This is a genomic window from Pseudolabrys taiwanensis, from assembly GCF_003367395.1.
In the GTDB taxonomy this organism is placed as follows: Bacteria; Pseudomonadota; Alphaproteobacteria; order Rhizobiales; family Xanthobacteraceae; genus Pseudolabrys; species Pseudolabrys taiwanensis.
The window spans coordinates 4,902,911-4,923,170 of record NZ_CP031417.1 but is presented as its reverse complement, the minus strand read 5'-3'; the positions used below and the strand labels follow the sequence as shown (position 1 = coordinate 4,923,170).

Annotated in this window: 21 protein-coding genes; 8 read left to right on the top strand and 13 right to left on the bottom strand. The window is 65.1% G+C overall.

Features of this window, described 5'->3' with window-relative positions:
• Together DW352_RS23360 and DW352_RS23355 are read right to left on the bottom strand one after the other, a co-directional pair.
• Entirely contained in the window at window positions 1-813 is an 813-nt protein-coding gene (locus tag DW352_RS23360) for an alpha/beta hydrolase (protein WP_115693576.1), read from the bottom strand.
• Between the two features lie 4 nt (window positions 814-817).
• Window positions 818-1,249, bottom strand: coding sequence for a DUF3574 domain-containing protein (locus tag DW352_RS23355; RefSeq protein ID WP_115693575.1), 432 nt, complete (start codon window positions 1,247-1,249; stop codon window positions 818-820).
• A 317-nt stretch (window positions 1,250-1,566) separates the two neighbouring features.
• Here DW352_RS23355 and DW352_RS23350 point away from each other — a divergent pair, with 317 nt between their 5' ends.
• The 3 genes from DW352_RS23350 (at window position 1,567) to DW352_RS23340 (ending at window position 4,038) form a co-directional block, all read left to right on the top strand.
• Complete coding sequence (locus tag DW352_RS23350) at window positions 1,567-2,676, top strand: sensor histidine kinase (RefSeq protein ID WP_115693574.1); 1,110 nt, start codon at window positions 1,567-1,569, stop codon at window positions 2,674-2,676.
• A 177-nt stretch (window positions 2,677-2,853) separates the two neighbouring features.
• Window positions 2,854-3,249 (top strand): hypothetical protein, encoded by a 396-nt coding sequence (locus DW352_RS23345; RefSeq protein ID WP_115693573.1) that lies wholly within the window; start codon window positions 2,854-2,856, stop codon window positions 3,247-3,249.
• Between the two features lie 63 nt (window positions 3,250-3,312).
• Window positions 3,313-4,038: a formyltransferase family protein gene (locus DW352_RS23340; protein WP_162827147.1), complete on the top strand. Its 726-nt coding sequence runs from the start codon at window positions 3,313-3,315 to the stop codon at window positions 4,036-4,038.
• Between the two features lie 57 nt (window positions 4,039-4,095).
• Here DW352_RS23340 and DW352_RS23335 read toward each other — a convergent pair whose 3' ends face one another.
• From DW352_RS23335 to DW352_RS23295, 9 genes are all read right to left on the bottom strand, one after another.
• On the bottom strand, window positions 4,096-5,490 hold the full coding sequence (locus tag DW352_RS23335; protein WP_115693571.1) for an NAD(P)(+) transhydrogenase (Re/Si-specific) subunit beta: 1,395 nt from the start codon (window positions 5,488-5,490) through the stop codon (window positions 4,096-4,098).
• Between the two features lie 6 nt (window positions 5,491-5,496).
• Window positions 5,497-5,820: a proton-translocating transhydrogenase family protein gene (locus DW352_RS23330; protein WP_115693570.1), complete on the bottom strand. Its 324-nt coding sequence runs from the start codon at window positions 5,818-5,820 to the stop codon at window positions 5,497-5,499.
• Between the two features lie 22 nt (window positions 5,821-5,842).
• The gene (locus DW352_RS23325; protein ID WP_115693569.1) at window positions 5,843-6,976 is read right to left on the bottom strand and encodes a Re/Si-specific NAD(P)(+) transhydrogenase subunit alpha; all 1,134 of its coding nucleotides are present in this window, start codon (window positions 6,974-6,976) and stop codon (window positions 5,843-5,845) included.
• Between the two features lie 36 nt (window positions 6,977-7,012).
• The gene (locus DW352_RS23320) at window positions 7,013-7,306 is read right to left on the bottom strand and encodes an aa3-type cytochrome c oxidase subunit IV (protein WP_115693568.1); all 294 of its coding nucleotides are present in this window, start codon (window positions 7,304-7,306) and stop codon (window positions 7,013-7,015) included.
• A gap of 100 nt (window positions 7,307-7,406) precedes the next feature.
• Window positions 7,407-8,759, bottom strand: a complete 1,353-nt coding sequence (locus DW352_RS23315) for an ABC1 kinase family protein (protein WP_115693567.1) — start codon at window positions 8,757-8,759, stop codon at window positions 7,407-7,409.
• A 31-nt stretch (window positions 8,760-8,790) separates the two neighbouring features.
• Window positions 8,791-9,201 carry a type II toxin-antitoxin system death-on-curing family toxin gene (locus tag DW352_RS23310; protein WP_115693566.1) on the bottom strand — a complete coding sequence of 137 codons (411 nt, stop codon included), beginning with the start codon at window positions 9,199-9,201 and terminating at the stop codon, window positions 8,791-8,793.
• The gene (locus DW352_RS23305; protein WP_115693565.1) at window positions 9,198-9,458 is read right to left on the bottom strand and encodes an AbrB/MazE/SpoVT family DNA-binding domain-containing protein; all 261 of its coding nucleotides are present in this window, start codon (window positions 9,456-9,458) and stop codon (window positions 9,198-9,200) included. The genes DW352_RS23310 and DW352_RS23305 overlap by 4 nt, the downstream gene beginning before the upstream one ends.
• A gap of 82 nt (window positions 9,459-9,540) precedes the next feature.
• Window positions 9,541-11,370, bottom strand: coding sequence for a M3 family oligoendopeptidase (locus tag DW352_RS23300; protein ID WP_115693564.1), 1,830 nt, complete (start codon window positions 11,368-11,370; stop codon window positions 9,541-9,543).
• Between the two features lie 72 nt (window positions 11,371-11,442).
• Window positions 11,443-13,479 carry a TonB-dependent receptor gene (locus tag DW352_RS23295; RefSeq protein WP_115693563.1) on the bottom strand — a complete coding sequence of 679 codons (2,037 nt, stop codon included), beginning with the start codon at window positions 13,477-13,479 and terminating at the stop codon, window positions 11,443-11,445.
• Window positions 13,480-13,644: 165 nt separating this feature from the next.
• Between DW352_RS23295 and nikR the strand changes: the two genes are divergently transcribed.
• Window positions 13,645-14,085: a nickel-responsive transcriptional regulator NikR gene (gene nikR, locus DW352_RS23290; RefSeq protein ID WP_115693562.1), complete on the top strand. Its 441-nt coding sequence runs from the start codon at window positions 13,645-13,647 to the stop codon at window positions 14,083-14,085.
• 16 nt (window positions 14,086-14,101) lie between these two features.
• On the opposite strand, the gene DW352_RS23285 is transcribed toward nikR, so the two are convergent.
• Together DW352_RS23285 and DW352_RS23280 are read right to left on the bottom strand one after the other, a co-directional pair.
• Entirely contained in the window at window positions 14,102-14,548 is a 447-nt protein-coding gene (locus tag DW352_RS23285) for a hypothetical protein (RefSeq protein ID WP_115693561.1), read from the bottom strand.
• Entirely contained in the window at window positions 14,545-14,838 is a 294-nt protein-coding gene (locus tag DW352_RS23280; RefSeq protein WP_115693560.1) for a helix-turn-helix domain-containing protein, read from the bottom strand. Before DW352_RS23280 ends, DW352_RS23285 begins: the two co-directional genes overlap by 4 nt.
• 157 nt (window positions 14,839-14,995) lie before the next feature.
• On the opposite strand from DW352_RS23280, the gene DW352_RS23275 reads away from it, so the two are divergent.
• From DW352_RS23275 to DW352_RS23260, 4 genes are all read left to right on the top strand, one after another.
• Window positions 14,996-15,337 carry a hypothetical protein gene (locus DW352_RS23275; protein ID WP_115693559.1) on the top strand — a complete coding sequence of 114 codons (342 nt, stop codon included), beginning with the start codon at window positions 14,996-14,998 and terminating at the stop codon, window positions 15,335-15,337.
• 193 nt (window positions 15,338-15,530) lie between these two features.
• Window positions 15,531-16,199 carry a TerC family protein gene (locus tag DW352_RS23270; protein WP_115693558.1) on the top strand — a complete coding sequence of 223 codons (669 nt, stop codon included), beginning with the start codon at window positions 15,531-15,533 and terminating at the stop codon, window positions 16,197-16,199.
• Window positions 16,200-16,465: 266 nt separating this feature from the next.
• On the top strand, window positions 16,466-17,986 hold the full coding sequence (locus tag DW352_RS23265; RefSeq protein WP_115693557.1) for a sigma-54-dependent transcriptional regulator: 1,521 nt from the start codon (window positions 16,466-16,468) through the stop codon (window positions 17,984-17,986).
• A gap of 206 nt (window positions 17,987-18,192) precedes the next feature.
• Window positions 18,193-20,145 carry a L,D-transpeptidase family protein gene (locus DW352_RS23260; RefSeq protein ID WP_115693556.1) on the top strand — a complete coding sequence of 651 codons (1,953 nt, stop codon included), beginning with the start codon at window positions 18,193-18,195 and terminating at the stop codon, window positions 20,143-20,145.
• Window positions 20,146-20,260: the final 115 nt, after the last annotated feature.

The window sequence follows — 20,260 nt, the reverse complement described above, 5'->3', positions numbered from 1 at the left end:
TCAGCGCACCATTTCCGCCAGCCCGGCAAGAAACGGCTTCACCACCTCCGCCGCGCCGTGATCGTCGAGATCGACGTGATTGCCGTCCGGAAAGCGCACGAAGCGCTTCGGCGCATTGGCCAGCGCAAACAGCCTTTCCCCGAAGCGGATCGGCACGATCCGGTCCGCCACGCCGTGCAGCACCAGCAGCGGTGCGGTGACGCGACCGATGCGCAAATCGGAGCGGAACGGATCCTTCATCAGCCAGCGCACCGGCGCGAAGGGATAGGCGGCGGCGCCGACATCGGCGGCCGAGGTGAACGGCGCATCGAGGATCAACCCGCCGACCGGGCATTCGGCCGCCACCGCGACAGCCACGGCCGTCCCGAGCGATTCTCCGAACGCGACCAGACGCTGCGCCGGATAGTGGGCGGCGGCGAAGTCGTAAGCGGCCTGCGCATCGCGGATCAGCCCGGCTTCCGTGGGCGTGCCGCTCGAGCCGCCGTAGCCGCGATAGGACAGCGCGACCAGGCCGTAGCCCTCGGCCGTCAGCCAGGAAAAGCGGCCAACCCGCAGATTGAGCGCGCCGCCATTGCCGTGGAAGTACAGCACCACCGGCTGATCGCCGCGCGGCGGCACGTGCCAGGCGATCACGGTCTCGCCGTCGCTGGTTTTGAGCTCGACCTCCTGCGCCTGCGGCAGACCGGCCAATGCCGGCGGCGTGCGCGCCGGGTCAGGAAAGTACTGCAAGGAGCGCTGAAATACGTACATCAGCGTCAGCAGGCCGCCATAGCCCAGCACGACGGCGATAAGCAGCCACTTCAGGAACACCATGGTCCTAGAATGCCGCGCAGACGGCCTGGGTGACCAGCCCGACCGATTTCTGCTTGAACCGCTTGATGTAGGCCTGCCTCGCGGCGGCAAGACGCGTGCGCAGCTCGGCGCTGTCGGGCGCGACCAGGATCACGACCTTGCTCGCCTCGCGCAGGATCGCATCGCCCTCGCGCCATTGCCCTTTGCCATCGACGACCGTGAAGCCGCCCGGAAAGCGTGGCGCCAGTTCGCGATCGACGTAGGACTGCCACTGTCGGTCGCTGACGCCGAACCGGTGGCCGATCGAACGGCCGAAGAACAGTTCCGCGCGCAACATCGGCTTGAGGGGATCGGCGCAAGGCTCGGCGAGAACCGGCGCGATCCACACAAGAGCAACGATCACGCCCATCGCGGCGCTCAGACAGGTCCGCTTCGAGGCCGCACCGGCCTTGTGCATCTCACCCTTTCCCAAGTCTTGCTCCAAGTCTTGCTCCAAGTCTTGCTCCAAGGCTCGCTCCAAGTTTTGCCATCGGACTGCCGCCCGGTGCCGCCGCTTACCGTCATGGTCGATTGCGGACAATCAGAACGATTGGGGCAAGAACTCCCTCATTCTCGCCCAGCGTGTAAAATGGTACCAAATTAAGCATTTACCCTCGGCGCAGTGGAAAATCAGCCTGCCGGTGCAACGATATGCGGGCGGCTGCGTTCATGCGGTGATGCGGTAAGGGCGGTCTTCTCCGCTTGACCACCCAGCGCCAGTTGAGGGCCGGGGTAGTGGATTCGAAAGTCAGCTTCCTAGAGAGCGAGTTCGAGCGCGCGGTCGCCACCATGGGTGACGCCCCGCCAAACGACAATGTCGTCCCCATCGCCGACCCGCCCAGCGCCCAGGCGCTCCTGAGCGAGCGCGAACGCCGCTTCCAGGCCTTGCTCGAAGCCCTCCCCACGGCCGTCTACACCACGGACGCCGTCGGCCGCCTGACCTATTACAACAGCGCCGCCGCCGAGATGTGGGGGCACCAGCCGACATTGGGCGTCAGCGAATGGTGCGGCGCCTGGAAGCTCTACTGGCCCGACGGCACGCCGATGGCGCACGTCGACTGTCCGATGGCCGTCGCGGTGCGCGACCAGCGGGCGCTGCGCGGGATGGAGGCGATCGCCGAGCGTCCGGACGGCACCCGCGTGCCTTTCGCGGCGGCGCCGACGCCGCTGTTCGACGCCGCCGGCAAGCTGGTCGGCGCCGTCAACATGCTCATCGACATCAGCGAACGCAAAGCGGCGGAAGACCAGCAAGCGCTGCTGGTGCGTGAGCTGCATCACCGGGTGAAGAACACGCTCGCCACCGTGCAGGCGATCATGGGCTCGACGGCCCGCTCGGCGCGGACGATCGAGGAATTTCGCGACGCCATCATCGGCCGCATCGGCTCGCTGGCGAAGACGCATCTGCTGCTCAGCGACGAAGCCGGCATCGTCGACTTCGGTGGCGTCGTTCACAAGGAGCTCGACGCCTTCGGCATCGGCGACGGCGGACGCATCACGTTGAGCGGCCCCGATGTCGAATTGCCCGCGCAGCTCGCCGTAACGCTCGGCATGGCGATCCACGAACTCACCACCAATGCGGTGCGCTTCGGCGCCTTGTCCGTGCCCGAGGGCAAAGTCGACGTGAGCTGGAGCGTGACGATCGCCGCCAACGGACGTCGCCTGGATTTCGAGTGGGTCGAAACGTGCGGCCCGAAGGTCAAGAAGCCGAAGCACAAGGGGTTCGGCACCAGGCTGATCGATATCGTGCTGCCCGGACAAATCCAGGCGAAGGCCGAGGTCGCGTATCGTCCGGAAGGCGTGCGCGTGACCGGCACCGTGCCGCTGCCGTCGGACGGCACGGTCTGACGCATCACCCGCGGCCGGCCGCGCTCACAGCGCGCCTAGCGTAAAAAGTGCATCAATAATGCGGAGGCGCGGACATCGCGGCGTCCCGCATTTACCGGCGGGTAAGCATAACAGCCGAAGTTCCACGCCAAGGGCGACGCGACCACTGCAGGGCTCACTCCTGCCGGAAGGCGTGTCATGACGGCGATTTCTTCGGTTTCCACCGCGACCAGCTACGCGCAGCAGGGTGATCCGCTGCGTCAGGCGATGAATCAGCTCAGCTCCGCCTTGCAATCCGGCAACCTGTCGCAAGCGCAGAATGCCTTTGCCAATCTGAGCCAGACCGGCGGCACCGACAGCAACAGCCCGTTGGGCCAGGCCCTGCAGCAGATCGGCGACGCGCTCAATTCCGGCGACGTCAACAAGGCGCAGCAACTGTTCTCGCAGTTGAAGCAGCAGATGCAGACGACGCGGCAAGCGCATCATCATCACCACGACAATGACGGCGATGACGCGGCCTCGACCCAGAGCGCCAGCACCCCTGCGCCGACACAAACATCGTCGAGCAGCAACGTCGTTGACGTGACCGCCTAGCAAGAAATCAAGAAAACAAGCGCGCGTCGCGGGGGCGAGGCGGCGCCGATCGTGCACATCATCATGTTCGACACTATCGTCCTGCTGTGCGGGCCGATCGAGCAGACGGCACTTGCCGCCCTGCTCCGGCGCCACAACCCGCATCTGACCCTACGCCTGGCGCAAACGCTCTCCGAACTCGAAGCGTTGCCGCAGTCTGAACTGCGGCACGCGCGCCTGATCGCCTTCCTCACGCCGGTGATCGTGCCGGCGCGCTTTCTCGATGCGCTCGGCTACGGCGCTTACAATTTCCATCCCGGCCCGCCGCAATATCCCGGCTGGCTGCCGTCGTATTTCGCTGTCTATGACGGCGTCGCGCGCTTCGGCGTGACGGCACATCGCATGATCGAACGGGTCGATGCCGGACCGATCGTGGGCGTCTCTTACTTCGACGTCGCGCCGAACACGGGTCCGGTCGCGCTCGAGCAGCGCGCTTTCGTCGAAATCGCGCGTTTGTTCTGGCAGCTATCGGAGACGCTGGCGACGCAAAGCAAGCCGCTGCCCACCTTGCCGGTCGCCTGGGCCGGACGCAAGACGACGCGGCGCGATTTCGTGAACGCCTGCGATATCGCACCGGACATCAGCGCGCCGGAGCTGGACAAGCGCCTCGCCGCCTTCGGCAACGGCGCCTTCGGCATCCAGCCGACGATCACGCTGCACGGCCATTGCTTCCGTTATGTGCCGCCGCAGCTGGACCCATCCGCCGCAGCGGCACCGGCTGCGCCGGCCCGCAAGTCATCCGTCGGGTAAAAAAGAAATGGCCGGGCGATCGGCCCGGCCATGAACGTCTGCGGCGATGGGTGAAGCCTACATCGCCTTGACGATGCTCTCGGTCATCTTCTTGGCGTCGCCCAGCAACATCATCGTGTTGTCGCGGTAGAATAGCGGATTGTCGATGCCGGCGTAGCCCGACGCGAGCGAGCGCTTGATGAAGAACACCGTGCCGGCCTTCCACACCTGCAAGACCGGCATGCCGTAGATCGGCGACGTCTTGTCTTCTTCCGCGGCCGGGTTGGTGACGTCGTTCGCGCCGATGACAAAGGCGACATCGGCTTGCGGGAACTCGGAGTTGATGTCCTCGAGCTCGAACACTTCGTCGTAAGGCACGTTCGCTTCGGCGAGCAGCACGTTCATGTGGCCGGGCATACGGCCGGCGACGGGGTGGATGGCGTATTTGACCTCGACGCCTTCCTTCTTGAGATGGTCGGCCATCTCGCGCAACGCATGCTGCGCCTGCGCCACGGCCATGCCGTAGCCCGGCACGATGATGACCTTCTGCGCGTTCTTCATGATGTAGGCGGCGTCTTCCGCCGAGCCGAGCTTGACCGGCCGCTGCTCCGCGGCGCCGCCCGCCGCCGCCACCTCGCCGCCGAAGCCGCCGAGGATGACGGAGATGAACGAGCGGTTCATGCCCTTGCACATGATGTAGGACAGGATCGCGCCCGAGGAGCCGACCAGCGCGCCGGTGATGATCAACGCCGAGTTGCCGAGCGTGAAGCCGATGCCGGCGGCGGCCCATCCCGAATAGGAGTTCAGCATCGAGATCACGACCGGCATGTCGGCGCCGCCGATCGGCACGATGATCAGGACGCCGAGCACCAGCGAGATGACGACGACCGCCCAGAAGTCGACCGCCGACTGCGAGACGAAGAAACCGTAGATGAAGAAGATCAGCGCCAGCGCCAGCACGATGTTGACGATGTGGCGGGCCGGCAGAAGGATCGGCTTGCCGCTCATGCGCCCGGAGAGCTTCATGAACGCGATAACCGAGCCGGTGAAGGTGATGGCGCCGATGGCGACGCCGAGCGACATCTCGATCAGGCTCTGCGCGTGGATGTGGCCTTCCTCGCCGATGCCGAAGGCGCCGGGCGCATAGAACGCGCCGGCGGCGACCAGCACTGCCGCCATGCCGACCAGCGAGTGGAAGGCGGCGACCAGTTCCGGCATCGAGGTCATCGGCACCTTGCGCGCGATGACCGCGCCGATGCCGCCGCCGATGGCGATGCCGCCGAGCACCAGCACCCAGGCGAGACCGTCGGACGGCGGATGCGAGGCAAGCGTGGTCAGCACGGCGATGGTCATGCCGATCATGCCGAACAGGTTGCCGCGGCGGCTGGATTCAGGCGACGACAGGCCGCGCAGCGCGAGGATGAAGAGGACGCCGGCGACGAGATAAAGCAGTGCGACGAGATTGGCGCTCATGGCCGGTTACTTCTTTTTCTTCTGGTACATCGCCAGCATGCGCTGGGTGACCAGGAAGCCGCCGAAAATATTGATCGAGGCGAACACCAAGGCGACGAAGCCGAGGATGCGCGACCACAGCGGACCGCTGTCGTTCGCGGCGAGCGCAACGCCGACGGCGAGCAGCGCGCCGACCACGATGACCGACGAGATCGCGTTGGTGACGGACATCAGCGGCGTATGCAGCGCCGGCGTCACCGACCAGACGACGTAATAACCGACGAACACGGCCAGCACGAAAATCGACAGCCGAAACACGAAGGGATCGACCGCGGTTGCCAGGTGGTCCATGGCAAAGCCCCCAGTTGGATGATCAGGCTGCCGTCTTTGGCAGGAAGTTCGGATGCACGACGGCGCCGTCGCGGGTCAGCAGCGTTGCTTTCACCAGCTCGTCGTCCCAATTGACGGCGAGTTTCTTTTCTTTCTTGTCGATCAAGGTCTCGACGAAGGTCAGCAGGTTCTTGGCGTAGAGCGCCGAGGCCGAGGCGGCGAGACGCCCCGGCACATTGAGATAGCCGACGATCTTGACGCCGTTCACCACCGCGACCTGGCCGGCCTGGGCGCCTTCGACATTGCCGCCGCGCTCGACCGCGAGATCGACGAGAACCGAGCCGGGACGCATCGAGGCGACCATCTCGGCCGTGACCAGCCGCGGCGCCGGGCGCCCGGGGATCAACGCCGTGGTGATGACGATGTCCTGCTTCTTGATGTGCTCGGCCGTCAGCGCCGCCTGCTTGGCCTGGTATTCTTTCGACATTTCCTTGGCGTAGCCGCCGGCGGTCTGGGCGTTCTTGAACTCTTCGTCCTCGACCGCGAGGAACTTGGCCCCAAGGCTTTCCACCTGCTCCTTGGTGGCCGGGCGCACGTCGGTCGCCGAGACCACCGCGCCGAGGCGGCGGGCGGTGGCGATCGCCTGCAGGCCGGCGACGCCGACGCCCATGATGAACACCTTGGCGGCCGGCACGGTGCCGGCGGCGGTCATCATCATCGGCAATGCGCGGCCGTATTCGGCCGCCGCGTCGATGACGGCGCGGTAGCCGGCGAGGTTCGCCTGCGAGGAAAGCACGTCCATGGACTGCGCGCGGGTGATGCGCGGCATCAACTCCATGGCGAAGGCGGACAGCCCGGCATCGGCCAGCGTCTTCAGCGCCGCGTCGTTGCCGTAAGGGTCCATGATGGCGATGACGAGCGCGCCGCGCTTGTAGCCGGCGACCTCTTCCGCCGTCGGCCGGCGCACCTTCAGAACGATGTCGGCATCGGCCGCCGGGGTGTCGGAAATCGTCGCCCCGGCCGCTTCGTAATCCGCATCGGTGACGCCGGAGGCGACACCCGCACCGCGCGCAACCGCGACCGTGGCGCCAAGCGCCATGAACTTCTTGACGGTCTCGGGGGTGGCGGCGACACGACCTTCGTAGAGATCGCTTTCACGCGCTACGGCAATTCGCATTCGCCCCTCCTGCGGTCCGCTATGTTTGGTTCGAGCTTATGACAGCGCGAGGAAGCCGAAGATCAGGAAGCAGAGCGCGAAGGCGACGTAGCTCGACGTCTTGGTGCCGGTCACGAAGCCCGGAATGGCGCCGAGGATGGCGATGATGAACACCAGGAGCGCCCACAGCCAGTGACCCAGCACGCCGCCGGTCGCCAGACCCAGCACCAGATTGATCACGTGGATCGAGCCGACGAAGGTGAACTGGACGAAGCGCTCGTACGTGTTCTCGTGCGTCGGATAGTCGTTGCCGGTGGCGGTGGCGTATTCGACGGTGCCGTGGTCGGCCATGGGGAAGGATCTCCGAGGTCTCTCAAAAAGGCGGGCCGCAGAGGGGTTACCGCAATTGTGGCGCGAGAGCAACGGCGATGGGATGAGCGCCGGTGGACGATCAGAGCCCTGCGGCGGCGAGCGCGCCCGATTGGCGGGCCGCCACTTTGCCGATATCGAAATCCTCGATCGCCTCGTTGAAGAGCTTGTAGAAATTCAACTCTGCGGCGAGGTGCAAAAAGACCGCGCCGAGACCGATTGCCGCGCGATCCATGAAAACGAATTCGCGCGGCACGGTGACCGGCCCCTTCTCCTTGAGCGCCTGGTGCACGCGGAAGGCTTCCCTGCGCCCGTAGTCGGAGGGTTTCACGCCGTCGGCGATGCTGCGCACGCGGTTGTCCAGCAGCGGGCCGTAGATGAAACGTGCCCAAATGTTGAGCGTGTCGATCAGGTCGCGCGTGAGCCGCTTGAAGCCCCAGGTCTCGTAGGCGTGCACGATCAGATCGTCGTCGCCGCGCTCCAGCCCACGATACAGGTCAACGACACCGCCGACGAAAGACGGCGGGAAGATGCGGATACAACCGTAGTCGAGCAGATTGATGCCGGCCGGCGCCCCCGCTTCGTCGGCGAAGACCGTGTAGTTGCCGAGATGCGGGTCGCCATGGATGACGCCGAAGCGGCTGAACGGGAACCACCAGGCCGTAAACATCGCCGCGCCGAGCGTATTGCGAACCTCCTGCGGCGCGTCCTTGTGCGCCAGGAGCTTGGTGCCCTCCATCCAGTCGAGCGTCAGCAGACGGCCGGTGGACAGCGTGGGCCACACGTTCGGCACCCGCACGGCGGGCCGGTCCTTCAGCATGCCCTGATAGAGCGCGACGTGTTTGGCCTCGCGCGCGTAATCAAGCTCCTCGCGCAGGCGGGCGGAAATCTCCACCGCGATCTCCGAGGTGTCGATCGCCGGATCGAAGCGCTTGCGCAACGAGAGCAGCAATTGAAGCTGGGTGAGATCGGCCTCCACCGCCGACTGCATGTCGGGGTATTGCAGCTTGCAGGCCAAAGGCGCGCCGGAGATCGCCGTGGCGCGGTGGACCTGGCCGAGCGACGCCGCGGCGGCCGGATGATGTTCGAAGCTGCCGAACTTGCTCTGCCAGTCGGCGCCGAGCTCCGCGCTCATGCGGCGCTTGACGAAAGCCCAGCCCATCGGCGGCGCCTGGCTCTGCAGCTTCATCAATTCGCTGGCATATTCCGGCGGCACCGCGTCGGGAATGGTGGCGAGGAGTTGCGCCACCTTCATGATCGGGCCTTTGAGCCCGCCCAGCGCGGACGCAAGCGCCAACGCGTTGCCGGCACGCGTATCCTGCGCACCGACCAGCCGTTGACCGGCCATTCGCGCGGCAACGCCCCCGACCCTGGTGCCGACGCGGGCATAACGCGCGGCGCGGGCGGTGAAGCGGTTTCTTTCGGAGTCTGACATGATTGCCCTGTTTCCCGCTTACATAAGCACGTCAGGGGGCGATGCCAGGCGCATCCAGCGGGACCACATTGTCGCGCAGCCATTGCGCAAGCAGGTCTTCAGCGATCTCACCGGCGGCCAGGCTCAGAATCATCGCCGTCGCGGCCTCCTGCGGCACATCCAGATCGAGCCCGTTGAGGCCGAGAAAGACGATCATCGAAGCCAGAGCCGTGCGCTTGTTGCCATCGATGAAGGGATGATTTTTGGCGATGCCAAAGCCGTAGGCCGCGGCCAGCGACGCGATGTCGTGCTCGCCATAAGCGAACTTGTTCTGCGGCCTCGCCAGCGCCGATTCCAGCAATCCGCGATCGCGCATGCCATCGGCGCCGCCGAACAAGGCCAGTTGCTCGGCATGGAAATCAAGAACGATCTCGATGTCGAGCCACTCGGGCTCGTCGCTCATTTTGCCAGGGCTTTGTAAGTGTCGGCGTATTTGCGGAACGAACGGCGCGCCAGCTCCATCGCCTTGGCGTGCTTGGGATCGTAGGGCGAGAGTTTGACGCCGCGCTCGGTCTGCTCGACGACGTGAAGCTTATCGCCTTCCTTGAGACGCAGGCGCGCAAGCAGTTCCTTCGGCAAAATCAGCCCGAGCGAATTGCCGACCTTCTTCACCTGCAGAAGATAGCCCTCGAGGGCCGACGTGCGTGCCTGATCGTTCATGGCTCGCTCCAATGGAAATCGGACCCTGTATAACAAATGTTATACAGGGTCCGCAATGCTCGGTTGAGCCAGCTGAGCAGCCCTACTTGGCCTTCTCCAGCGCCTCGAGCTCGTCGATCAGGCCGGCGATGACGGACAGGCCGCCGTCCCAGAACTTGGGGTCGCGGGCGTCCAGTCCGAACGGCGCCAACAGCTCGGCGTGATGCTTGGTGCCGCCGGCCGAGAGCATTTCCAGATAGCGTTCGGCAAAGCCCGACGCCGACTTCTCATAGACGGCGTAGAGCGAGTTCACGAGGCAATCGCCGAAGGCGTACGCATAGACGTAGAACGGCGAATGGATGAAGTGCGGGATGTAGGTCCAGAAGGTCTCGTAGCCTTCCTTCAGCTCGATCGCCGGGCCCAAGCTTTCGCCCTGCACCGACATCCAGAATTCGCAGATCTTGTCGGCGGTCAGCTCGCCGTTGCGGCGCTCCAGATGCACCTTGCGCTCGAATGTGTAGAACGCGATCTGCCGCACCACCGTATTGATCATGTCCTCGACCTTGGCGGCGAGCATGGCCTTGCGCTGCTTCTTGTCGGTGGTGGCGGCGAGCAGCTTGCGGAACGTCAGCATCTCGCCGAACACGCTCGCGGTCTCGGCGAGCGTCAGTGGCGTCGGCGCCATCAGCGGACCGTTCGGCGCGGCCAGCACTTGATGCACGCCATGACCGAGCTCGTGCGCGAGCGTCATGACGTCGCGCGGCTTACCCTGATAATTGAGCATCACATAAGGATGCGCCGACGGCACGGTCGGATGCGCGAAGGCGCCGGGCTGCTTGCCCGGGCGCACCGGCGCGTCGATCCAGTTCTTGGTGAAGAACTGATCGGCGACCTCCGCCATCTTCGGCGAGAAGGCGCCGTAGGCGGTGAGCACCGTCGCGCGCGCGTCGTCCCAGCGGATCGTCCTCTGCGGCACCTGCGGCAACGGCGCGTTGCGGTCCCAATGCGGCAGCTTCTTCTTGCCGAACCACTTGGCCTTCAGCGCGTAATAACGGTGCGACAGCTTCGGATAGGCGGCGCGCACGGACTCGACCAGCGCGTCGACCACTTCGCGCTCGACGCGGTTCGACAGATGCCGCGCGTCGGCGACGTCCTTGAAGCCACGCCAGCGGTCGGAAATTTCCTTGTCCTTGGCGAGCGTGTTGGTAATCAGCGTGAACGGACGCAGATTTTCCTTGAAGGTCTTGGCCAGAGCCTCGGCCGCCGCCTTGCGTTTCTTGCCGTCGGCATCCGCCAGGAAATTGAGCGTCTGTTCGATGCCGAGTTGCTTGGTGCCGACCTTGAAGCGCAGGCTTGCGACCAACTCGTCATACTGGCGGTTCCAGGCCGAGTAGCCGGTCACCGACTTCTCGTGGAACAGCTGCTCGACGCGGTCCTCGAGCTGATAGGGCTTCTCCTTGCGCACATCCTCGAGCCACGGCCGGTAATGGCCGAGCGCGGCATCGTCCATGGCGGCGTCGAGCGCGGCGTCGTCGACGCGGTTGAGCTCGAGCGTGAAGAACAGAAGATGGATCGAGGCGGCGGTGATGCGCTCCTGCACGTCGCCGTAGAACTTGGCCAGCGTCGGATCGGTCGAATTGCCGGCGTAAAGCAGCGAGGCATACGAATAGAGCCGACCAAGCCGATCCTCGATCGCCTCGTAGCGCTTGACCGCCTCGGCGAGCTTCTTGCCGGCGTCGGCGCCACCCGCCATCGCTTGCAGCTTGCCCTTGAACGCCTCTTCGAACGCGGCGCATTCGGCATCCGCCTCGTCGAGGTCGCGCTTGAGTTCCGGACTGTCGAGCCCCGGATAAAGATCGTTCAGATTCCACTCGGGCAGGCTGCCGAGCTTGGATGACGGGGCGGCTTTTTTGCGGGCTGCTGTTTTCGCCATTGGGACCGGTCGGATGCGAGGGAAGGAACCCTCACCATATGGCGTGCCGGTTAACGCAGTTCAATGCACCGATCAGAAGGTGGCGGCCGCGGTCAGCCGCAGGGCAAACGGCTCCACCGGGTGGAAATGGACATCGGCGACACCGGCTGCCGGCTCGCCCGGCAGGCGCGACGTGTAATAGTAGTCGATCTGGCTCGCTTGGCTGTTGAACAGGTTGAGCGCATCGAGCTGGATACGCAGGCCGTTGTCGAATTTGTACCCGAGCCGGGCATTGACCAAGGTGGTGGCGCCGGAACGCACGCTTCCGTCCTCCACCAACGGCCGCGGCCCGAAATAGCGCAGCTTCACGGTGCCGAACCAGCCGGTTTCATAGCCGACCACCACGCTCGCAGACGCGACCGCCGCCGGCGCGCCGGGAATGTCGTTGCCGGCCGGATCGTCGTCGGTGAAGCGGGCGCGTGTGTAAGCGAGATCGGCATCGAAACCGAGCCAGCGCAGCGGCTGATAGTGGTTGGTCCACTCGACGCCGAAGCGGCGGCTCGGCCGGCTCGGCTCGGTGGTGCCGGCATCGCCGACGAATAGCAATTCCGACGCGTAATCGAGCACGAACACCGCGATCGAGCTCTCGAGGTTCGGGATCGCGCGCGTACGCAAGCCCACCTCCGCGCCTTGCGAGCGGACCAGCAGCGGCACGCGCAGCAAAGGCGTCACCTTGTCGCTGGGGTCGACGGTAATGGTGGCGCCACGCAGATCGTTGCTGTGAAAGCCGCGACCGGCATTAAGAAACAACTCGGTGCCGGCGAAAGGCCCGAAGATCACACTCGCCTTGGGGCTGGCGATCCAGGCCGCGGCATTGCCGGAATTCTCCGGGGTGTCGCTGTCGACGCGGCCGTCATAGCGGTCATAGCGCAGGCCGACGACGGTGCGCAGCCAGTCGGTCCAGCGCACCATGCTTTGTCCGTAGAGGCCGACGCTGCCTTCCTTCACGTGATCGTCACGCGTCGTCGACGTGATCTGTCGCTGCACCGTGTTGTACAGACCGACGTGAATGTCGTCGTAGCGCGTCTGGATGCCAACCATCGTCTCGGTGTCGAAGGCGCCAAGACGCCCCTTGATGGTGTGGCTGGCATTGAGGCCGAGCACGCTGCGATCGTCCGACTGGCTGAACTGGTCGCCATTGACCGGGTCGTCCAGGTAATAGGTGAAGTTGTTGAACAGGCGCATATGCGCGCGAATGGCATAGGCTTCGACCTTGGTGGCGCTGGTGTCTGTGCTCGTGCTCCAGCGGCCGGACAGACTGTAACGGCTGGCGTCGCCGCCGTCGGTCGGATCGAGCGTGCCGAAGCGGTCGATCAGCCCCGATGTCACGGCGCGCTGCGCGATCTGATCGGTCGAATTCCAGCGGTTCGCATAGGCCATGCCGGTGACGGAGAAACCGTCGCTGGCGGTGCCCTGGCTATAACGCACGACGCCGTTGATCTTGCGCACGTCGTCGGGCGTCGCCCAGGGACCATTATAGGTGTTGCCCTCGACCGCCGTCAGCACCGTCCCGCCATTAACCGGCGCCGAAGCGGCGGCGAGCCCGCGGCGATAGCCGAAGCTGCCGAGCGTCACTTCGGCAACGTTCTTCGGCATGCGGTCGAGATAATCGATGCGGATGGCGCCGGCGGAGGAGAAGTCGCCCTCGTCCGCGAAATACGGACCTTTGCGCACGCGTATCGACTGCACCAGTTCCGGGATCAAGAAATTGATGTCGGCATAACCTTGGCCGTGCCCATGCGTGCGCATGTTCACCGGCATGCCGTCGACGGTGATGGCGAGATCGGTGCCGTGATCGAGATTGAAGCCGCGCAGGAAATACTGGTTGGCCTTGCCCTCGCCGCTGTGCTGCGTGACGATCAGACCGGTCGCCGCCTCCAATATTTCCGCCGGGCGCGCCACCGGATCGGCGAGCACCTGTTCGCGCGTAACGGTCTGCTCGCTGGCGGCCGCCGGCGGCGGCGCGTCGCCCGAACCGGCGATGGTGAGCGTGGGCAAAACGACCGACGTCGACGCGGGCCCGGGCGTCTGAGCCCGAGCACTTCCGGCTGCAAGACACGCAACAGCCATCGACAGGAGAAGCCGGGACACGGCGACACCTCACCAAAATCGGTTAGATTGTTTGGATGACGCCGCCGGAAAAGGCGGCGTGAAATCCCCCGGCCGCTACAGGTTGGGGCGACGGTGTGATGAAGTCAACAAAACATCATACCCTCATCCCCTGGAACGAGGATCATGCAGCGCATCACCATCACGCTCGACGAAGACCTGATCGCGGACCTCGACCGCCTGATCGAACGACGCGGCTATCAGAACCGCTCGGAGGCCATTCGCGATCTCGCGCGGGCCGGGCTCGCCGAAGCCGAGCATGACAAGGGCGCCGGCGGACAATGCGTGGCGGCGTTAGTTTATGTCTACGATCACGCGGCGCGCGATCTGACACGGCGTCTGACCGAGAACTATCACCATCATCACGATCTCGCGCTCGCGACACTGCATGTGCATCTCGACGAGGATCACTGCATGGAGGTGACGGCGCTGAAGGGAGAGGTCGCCGAAGTGCAGCACTTCGCCGATCACATCATCGCCGAGCGCGGCGTCCGTTACGGCCGCGTCGTGACAATACCGGCTGGCACGGGCACAAAGGGCCGCCGCTCGCGCGGGCATTCGCACTGAGAGCCGGCGCGCGCGATTAGACCAAGGCGACGAGTTGCGGCGCCATATGCGACAGCAATTCCACCGGTTCGCCGAGGATCGGCTCCATCCGCTCCTCGATGCTTTCCTTGATCGCCAGCCACACCACCGTCGCGCGCGCGATGATCGCCGCCTTCTTGTGACGCAGCGCGTGGCGCACCTGGTCGCTCAGGCTGCCGATGGCGTCGTGCTCGCAGAGGATGCGGCCCTCGCCGTCCTCCAGCACGTATTGGCGGCCGAGCCGCGACACGCAGAGAACGCATTCATGGTCCGGCGCCGGACCGAGCAGATAAAGCTGCGGATCGCCGCGCTCGGTCTCGCCGATCTCCCAGCCGGTGACCGTGCCTTTGTCGAGCGACTCGCCGGCCGCGGCGAGCAGCGCATTCATTTCGCTGCGCTGCCAGTCATGCGGCAGATCGCGCCCTGGAAATTGGAGGACGTTCATTCCTTCACCTCGAACAGCAGCCGATGAAGCTCGGGGTCGTAATAAGACAAGAGCTTCCGCGCGAAAGACGACGGCTCCTGCCCGAGCGCCCGGCCCCAGGCTTCGATCTGCTCGGTGGGCACACGGCCGAAGCCGTTCTCCACCTGTGAAATGAATGTGTAGTACTTAAGCGCCAATTTTTCGGCGAGCTCGACCTGCGACAAACCGGCGCGCGCCCGGAGCTCTTTCAGCCAGGTTCCCGCTTCTTTCCGCGCCTGGGCTGCTTTCGAGGCAGTCTTGGTGGCGTGCATGGACCGTCCCCGGCGCGGAACTGGTGTTGCGTTTGTCACGTTTCAGAGTTACGAAACTAGTGGATATATATTATGCATCGACGCGTTATGTTACCACAGTCGCGTCGAACGTAAATGCCGGTTGGCTGTTGGCGGAAAGCGCCGACGGAGCAAGAGGATGGATCGTAGAAGCGTTCACCGCTCATGGTCGCACGGGCTGGCCGCCGGCCTGCAGCCGCACATACGGCTCGGCGGGCTGGTCCTGCTCGCCGCCGCGCCTCTCTTTGTCGTTGCCGTCTTTGTACCGCGCGCGCTGTTCCTGCCGAGCGTTGCGCTGGCAGCGCTTGGCGCGGCAGCGACAGTTGCCTTCATCGCCTGGTGGAGCCGCGCGCGACGCCATGGCCAGACCATCACCTTCTGGGACATCGCCGGCGCCTGCACGCTGATCGGCTGCGCCGCGGCGATGCTCAGCGAACCCGAAATTGTCATCACCACGATCGGAAAAAACTCAGAACCTTAGACCCCATCTCCAGACCGGGCCCCTCTGGCAGCCACTGGCTGCGATGTCGGCTGGAAACCTAGAGCAGCGGCCCGCGACGAAAGACCTGCCGTGCAAACGCTTGACCGCGTTGGCGCTCCGCATATGCGGGTTCGGCACGGTGGGATCGGTTCAGCCAGGCGCTGCTCACAGCAAGACGAGGAGCTAGCGCAACATGATGGAAGCCATCACTTCTGAAGCTTTGGTCGCCTTTCTCCAGGTCGTGATGATCGACCTGGTGCTCGCCGGCGACAATGCCATTGTCATCGGCCTCGCCGCCGCCGGCTTGCCGGCCGCGCAACGGACCAAGGCCATCATGGTCGGCATTGCCGCCGCCACGGTCCTGCGCATCGTTTTTGCCGGCATCACCACGCAGTTGCTTCAGATCGTCGGCCTGCTGCTCGCCGGCGGCATCCTGTTGTTGTGGGTGTGCTGGAAGATGTGGCGCGAGCTGCGCAACACGGCACATGAAGAAGTAGAGGCGAACGAAGCGCTCTCGGGCGTCGACATCAATGCCGACGGCACCATCGCCGCGCAGGCGCCGCGCAAGACCTTCGGCCAGGCCGCGATGCAGATCCTGATTGCCGACGTATCGATGTCCCTCGACAACGTGCTGGCCGTCGCCGGCGCCGCGCGCGAGCACCCTTACGTGCTGGTGTTCGGCCTCCTGTTGTCCATCGCGTTGATGGGCATTGCGGCAAGCTTCATCGCCCGCCTGCTGCAGAAGCACCGCTGGATCGCCTATGTCGGCCTCGCCATCATCCTCTACGTCGCGCTCGAAATGATCTGGCGCGGCGCCCTGGAGGTGAAGCCGGCGGTCGCGCAGATCCTGGCATTGCTGTAACGCCGCGCTCTTCCGTCCTTCCGTACTCCGTCGTCCCCGCGCAAGCGGGGACGCAGGCACTGGATCTCGGCTGCCCGGGATGAACGGAGATTGGTGTGGCGCCATCGTCCGGACGGTTACACTTGGCCATCCGGGGTGAGGCGTACGGCGGGATAGCGTGGAAAAGAGGCTCGTAGAGCCCTTTATGTTCCATGTTTAATCACCCGTTAAGCAAGCGCAGCCACATTGCCCCAAATCGGTACACTAGGTAGCCGTGTGGAGTGCGCATGTCGCAAGTTGTGCTTGTCGTCGACGACGATCCGGTCCAGCGCCGCCTGGTCGAGGCCATGGTCCAGCGCTTCGGATACGAGGTCCTCACCGCCGACAGCGGCGATGCGGCACTCACGCTGCTCACCGGCGGCAATCCGATCGACGCCGTCGTGCTCGATCTGGTGATGCCCGACCTCGACGGTCTTGGCGTGCTGGCGCGCCTGCGCGATGCCGGTATCGGCACGCCGGTGATCGTGCAGACCGCGCACGGCGGCATCGACAATGTCGTCTCGGCCATGCGCGCCGGTGCCGCCGACTTCGTGGTGAAGCCGGTCGGCCCCGAACGTCTTCAAGTGTCGCTGCGCAACGCGCTCGCCGCCAAGGCACTCGCCGGCGAACTGCAACGCATCAAGCGCAAGCAGGAGGGCACCCTCACCATCGACGACGTCATTTCTCGCTCGCCGGCGATGCAGTCCGTGCTGCGCGCCGTCGAGAAAGCCGCCGCCTCCGTTATTCCGGTGCTGATCGAAGGCGAGTCCGGCGTCGGCAAGGAATTGATCGCGCGCGCGATCCATGGTTCGGGCGGGCGCCGCGCCAAGCCGTTCATCGCGGTCAACTGCGGCGCGCTGCCGGAGACTTTGGTCGAGTCGATCCTGTTCGGACACGAGAAAGGCGCCTTTACCGGTGCCACCGAAAAACACACCGGCAAATTCATCGAAGCCGATGGCGGCACCTTGTTCCTCGACGAGGTCGGCGAGTTGCCCCTGCCCGCGCAGGTGAAGCTGCTTCGCGCCTTGCAGGAAGGCGAGGTCGAGCCGGTCGGCGGACGCAAATCGGTCAAGGTGGACGTTCGTATCGTCTCCGCGACCAACCGCGATCTCATCGCCGACGTGAAGGCCAGCCGCTTCCGCGAAGATCTGTTCTATCGCTTGCACGTCTTCCCTGTGAACGTGCCGCCGCTGCGCCGCCGGCCCGAGGACGTGCCGGAGCTGACGCGCCATTTCCTCACCCGCATCGCCGCCGAAGAAGGCAAGCGCGTGCGCGCGATCACCGGCGAAGCGCTGGCGCTGCTGTCGCGCTATCGCTGGCCGGGCAATGTGCGCCAGCTCGAGAATACGGTCTTCCGCGCCGTGGTGCTCGCCGACGGCGAGGAGATCGGCGTCAGCGAATTTCCGCAGATCGCCGCCCAGATCGACGACGACAACGCGACCCCCGTGCAGCCCGCACTGGAGCCGGTTACCGCGCTCATCGATCCCTGGGTCGCGCGCGAGGCAAGCCTTGCCCCGGCCGAGCGGCACTCGCTGGCCGGCATGGGCCCGACCTTGCGATTGACCGACACGCGCGGCGAGGTTCGCCCGCTCGAGGATATCGAAAGCGAGGTCATCCGCTTCGCTTTGTCGCATTATCGCGGGCAGATGTCGGAAGTGGCGCGGCGGCTGAAAATCGGCCGCTCCACGCTCTATCGTAAGCTCGAAGAGCTGGAATTGGATGGCAAGGAAGCTCCCATCAAGGTGAACGGAGCCATCGGCGCGCCGTGATAGGGTAAACGCGGGCGCTTTAACTATCCGAGCGTGGCGCGTTAGCCGTGATTGCAAGTATTCGGAAGCAGGCGCTCACTTTCGATACGAGAACGCGTACATTCGGCCGCATAATGGTAGTGGCCGAAGACGCGGCGCCTCCCGTTCCGGCGCGTCGCGCAACGGCATCCGCAACATCCGTTGCGCTGGTGTGTGGGGTGCGAGTGATGCGTAACAAACGCTTCGATCGTCTGCTGGCGGGCACCGTGCTGGGGGCCGCGATGCTGACGCCAACGCTGTCGATGGCACAGCAGGACCGCGTCGAGCCGGCAAGGCCATTGCCGCCGTCGCTCAACGGTCAGATGTTGCGCCATCGCGATCCGGCACCGCCGCCGCAATTCCAGATCCCGGCGATGCAACAGCGCGAAGCAACGCCCGCCCGCGCCCTCGCGACGCCGACGCCGCGCGAGGCCGACAACATCGACCTCAAGGGCTCGCTCGACAATGTGATGGCCGCCAGCGACACGGCCGTCATCGACCGGCTGCGCGCGCTCGTCACCGCCAAACAACTCGACAAACGCATCGACAATGCCACCGATCGCAAGGCGATCGAGACCTTTTATGCCGCCCGCAATTATGCGCCGGTGTGGATCCGCGACGGTCAAGTCACGCCGCAGGCCAAGTCCGCCATTGCGCGCCTGAAGAACGCGGCCGCCGACGGCCTCGATGCGTCCGATTATCCGACGCGCGACTTTGCCGGCAACGCCGATGCCCTCGCCGACGCCGACCTGAGGCTGTCGCAGTCCTTGCTCGTCTATACCCGTCATCTCGCGGTCGGCCGCGTCGCGCCGACGCGCGTCACCGTCGAGGTCGACTACGGCAACCACACGCCGGATGCGGACGACGTGCTCAAGAAGCTGGCGAGCGCGCGCGACATCGACACGACCATCGAGAGCTACAATCCGCCGCACGCCGGATTCCGCGCGCTGAAGGCGCGGCTCGCCGACCTGCGCGCCAATAGCGCGCGCGCCTCGGCCGATGAAAGCCGCATCCCCGAGGGGGCGGCCGTGAAACCCGGCGCCAAAGACGAGCGCATTCCGCTGCTGCGCGAACGGTTGAAGACGAGCGCGCCTGGCGACAGCCGCGTGGTCGTGCGCGAGCGCGGCCGGCAGGTCGTCAAACACGTGAAGGCGGACGAACTCGTCTACGACAAGGCGCTGTACAACGCGATCCGCAACGTTCAGGCCAACGCCGACATCAAGCCGACCGGCATCATCGACAACAAGACCATCGCAGCGATCAACGGGCCGAAGCCCGGTCAAGTCGTCGATCGCGTGCTCGCGAACATGGAGCGCTGGCGCTGGCTGCCGCGCGATCTCGGCCGCGCTTACGTGATGGTCAACATCCCGGACTATACGCTGAAGGTCGTGCGCGACGGCTCGCAGGTCTGGACGACGAAGATTGTCGCCGGCAAGCCGCAGACGCCGACGCCGCTGCTCACCGCCGCGATGGACAACGTCATCGTCAACCCGTCGTGGTACGTGCCGCAATCGATCATTCAGAACGAGCTGCTGCCGCTCTACGCATCGGACCCGAACATCTTCGACCGCATGGGTCTCGAAGTGAAGAAGGGCCCGGACGGCCACATCAACGTCGTGCAGCCGCCGGGCGCCGCCAACGCGCTGGGCCGCATCAAGTTCAACTTCCCGAACCGCTATCAGGTCTATCTGCACGACACGCCGGAGAAGCGCCTGTTCTCGGCCGACAAGCGCGCCTTCAGCCACGGCTGCATGCGGGTGGAGAACCCGACCAAGTTCGGCGAGATCATGCTGGCGATGGCCATCCCCGGCCAGACACCGACGCAGCCGCAGCTCGAACGGCTGATCGGTCATGACGAGAAGACCTTCAAGATGGTCAACAAGCCTATGGTGCATCTGACGTACCAGACGGCTTATGTCGATGACGGCGGCAAGCTCGTGCTGCGCGACGACATCTACGGCTTCGATGCGCGCATCAGGGCGATCCTGCACAGCGACGAGCGCCGCATCGCCGACGTCGCGCCGCCGCAGGACCCCAAGCGCGAACTCGCGACGATGAAGAGCAACCAGGAAATCCTGCGCCGCGTCGAGCGCCGCGAGGCGCAGAACCCGATGGCGTTCTTCGAGCGGTTGTTCAGGTAGCGGTGTCGATCCGTCATCCTGAGGTGTACGCTCTTGCGTGCCTCGAAGGATAACGGCCCCGGCCCATTACCCTTCGAGGCTCGCTACGCTCGCGCCTCAGCGTGACGGGGACCAT

Coding starts and splice junctions, on each gene's coding strand:
- DW352_RS23360 (WP_115693576.1), bottom strand. CDS start 813: ATGGTGTTCCTGAAGTGGCTGCTTATCGCCGTCGTGCTGGGCTATGGC.
- DW352_RS23355 (WP_115693575.1), bottom strand. CDS start 1,249: ATGCACAAGGCCGGTGCGGCCTCGAAGCGGACCTGTCTGAGCGCCGCG.
- DW352_RS23345 (WP_115693573.1), top strand. CDS start 2,854: ATGACGGCGATTTCTTCGGTTTCCACCGCGACCAGCTACGCGCAGCAG.
- DW352_RS23340 (WP_162827147.1), top strand. CDS start 3,313: ATGTTCGACACTATCGTCCTGCTGTGCGGGCCGATCGAGCAGACGGCA.
- DW352_RS23335 (WP_115693571.1), bottom strand. CDS start 5,490: ATGAGCGCCAATCTCGTCGCACTGCTTTATCTCGTCGCCGGCGTCCTC.
- DW352_RS23330 (WP_115693570.1), bottom strand. CDS start 5,820: ATGGACCACCTGGCAACCGCGGTCGATCCCTTCGTGTTTCGGCTGTCG.
- DW352_RS23325 (WP_115693569.1), bottom strand. CDS start 6,976: ATGCGAATTGCCGTAGCGCGTGAAAGCGATCTCTACGAAGGTCGTGTC.
- DW352_RS23320 (WP_115693568.1), bottom strand. CDS start 7,306: ATGGCCGACCACGGCACCGTCGAATACGCCACCGCCACCGGCAACGAC.
- DW352_RS23315 (WP_115693567.1), bottom strand. CDS start 8,759: ATGTCAGACTCCGAAAGAAACCGCTTCACCGCCCGCGCCGCGCGTTAT.
- DW352_RS23310 (WP_115693566.1), bottom strand. CDS start 9,201: ATGAGCGACGAGCCCGAGTGGCTCGACATCGAGATCGTTCTTGATTTC.
- DW352_RS23305 (WP_115693565.1), bottom strand. CDS start 9,458: ATGAACGATCAGGCACGCACGTCGGCCCTCGAGGGCTATCTTCTGCAG.
- DW352_RS23300 (WP_115693564.1), bottom strand. CDS start 11,370: ATGGCGAAAACAGCAGCCCGCAAAAAAGCCGCCCCGTCATCCAAGCTC.
- DW352_RS23295 (WP_115693563.1), bottom strand. CDS start 13,479: ATGGCTGTTGCGTGTCTTGCAGCCGGAAGTGCTCGGGCTCAGACGCCC.
- nikR (WP_115693562.1), top strand. CDS start 13,645: ATGCAGCGCATCACCATCACGCTCGACGAAGACCTGATCGCGGACCTC.
- DW352_RS23285 (WP_115693561.1), bottom strand. CDS start 14,548: ATGAACGTCCTCCAATTTCCAGGGCGCGATCTGCCGCATGACTGGCAG.
- DW352_RS23280 (WP_115693560.1), bottom strand. CDS start 14,838: ATGCACGCCACCAAGACTGCCTCGAAAGCAGCCCAGGCGCGGAAAGAA.
- DW352_RS23275 (WP_115693559.1), top strand. CDS start 14,996: ATGGATCGTAGAAGCGTTCACCGCTCATGGTCGCACGGGCTGGCCGCC.
- DW352_RS23270 (WP_115693558.1), top strand. CDS start 15,531: ATGATGGAAGCCATCACTTCTGAAGCTTTGGTCGCCTTTCTCCAGGTC.
- DW352_RS23265 (WP_115693557.1), top strand. CDS start 16,466: ATGTCGCAAGTTGTGCTTGTCGTCGACGACGATCCGGTCCAGCGCCGC.
- DW352_RS23260 (WP_115693556.1), top strand. CDS start 18,193: ATGCGTAACAAACGCTTCGATCGTCTGCTGGCGGGCACCGTGCTGGGG.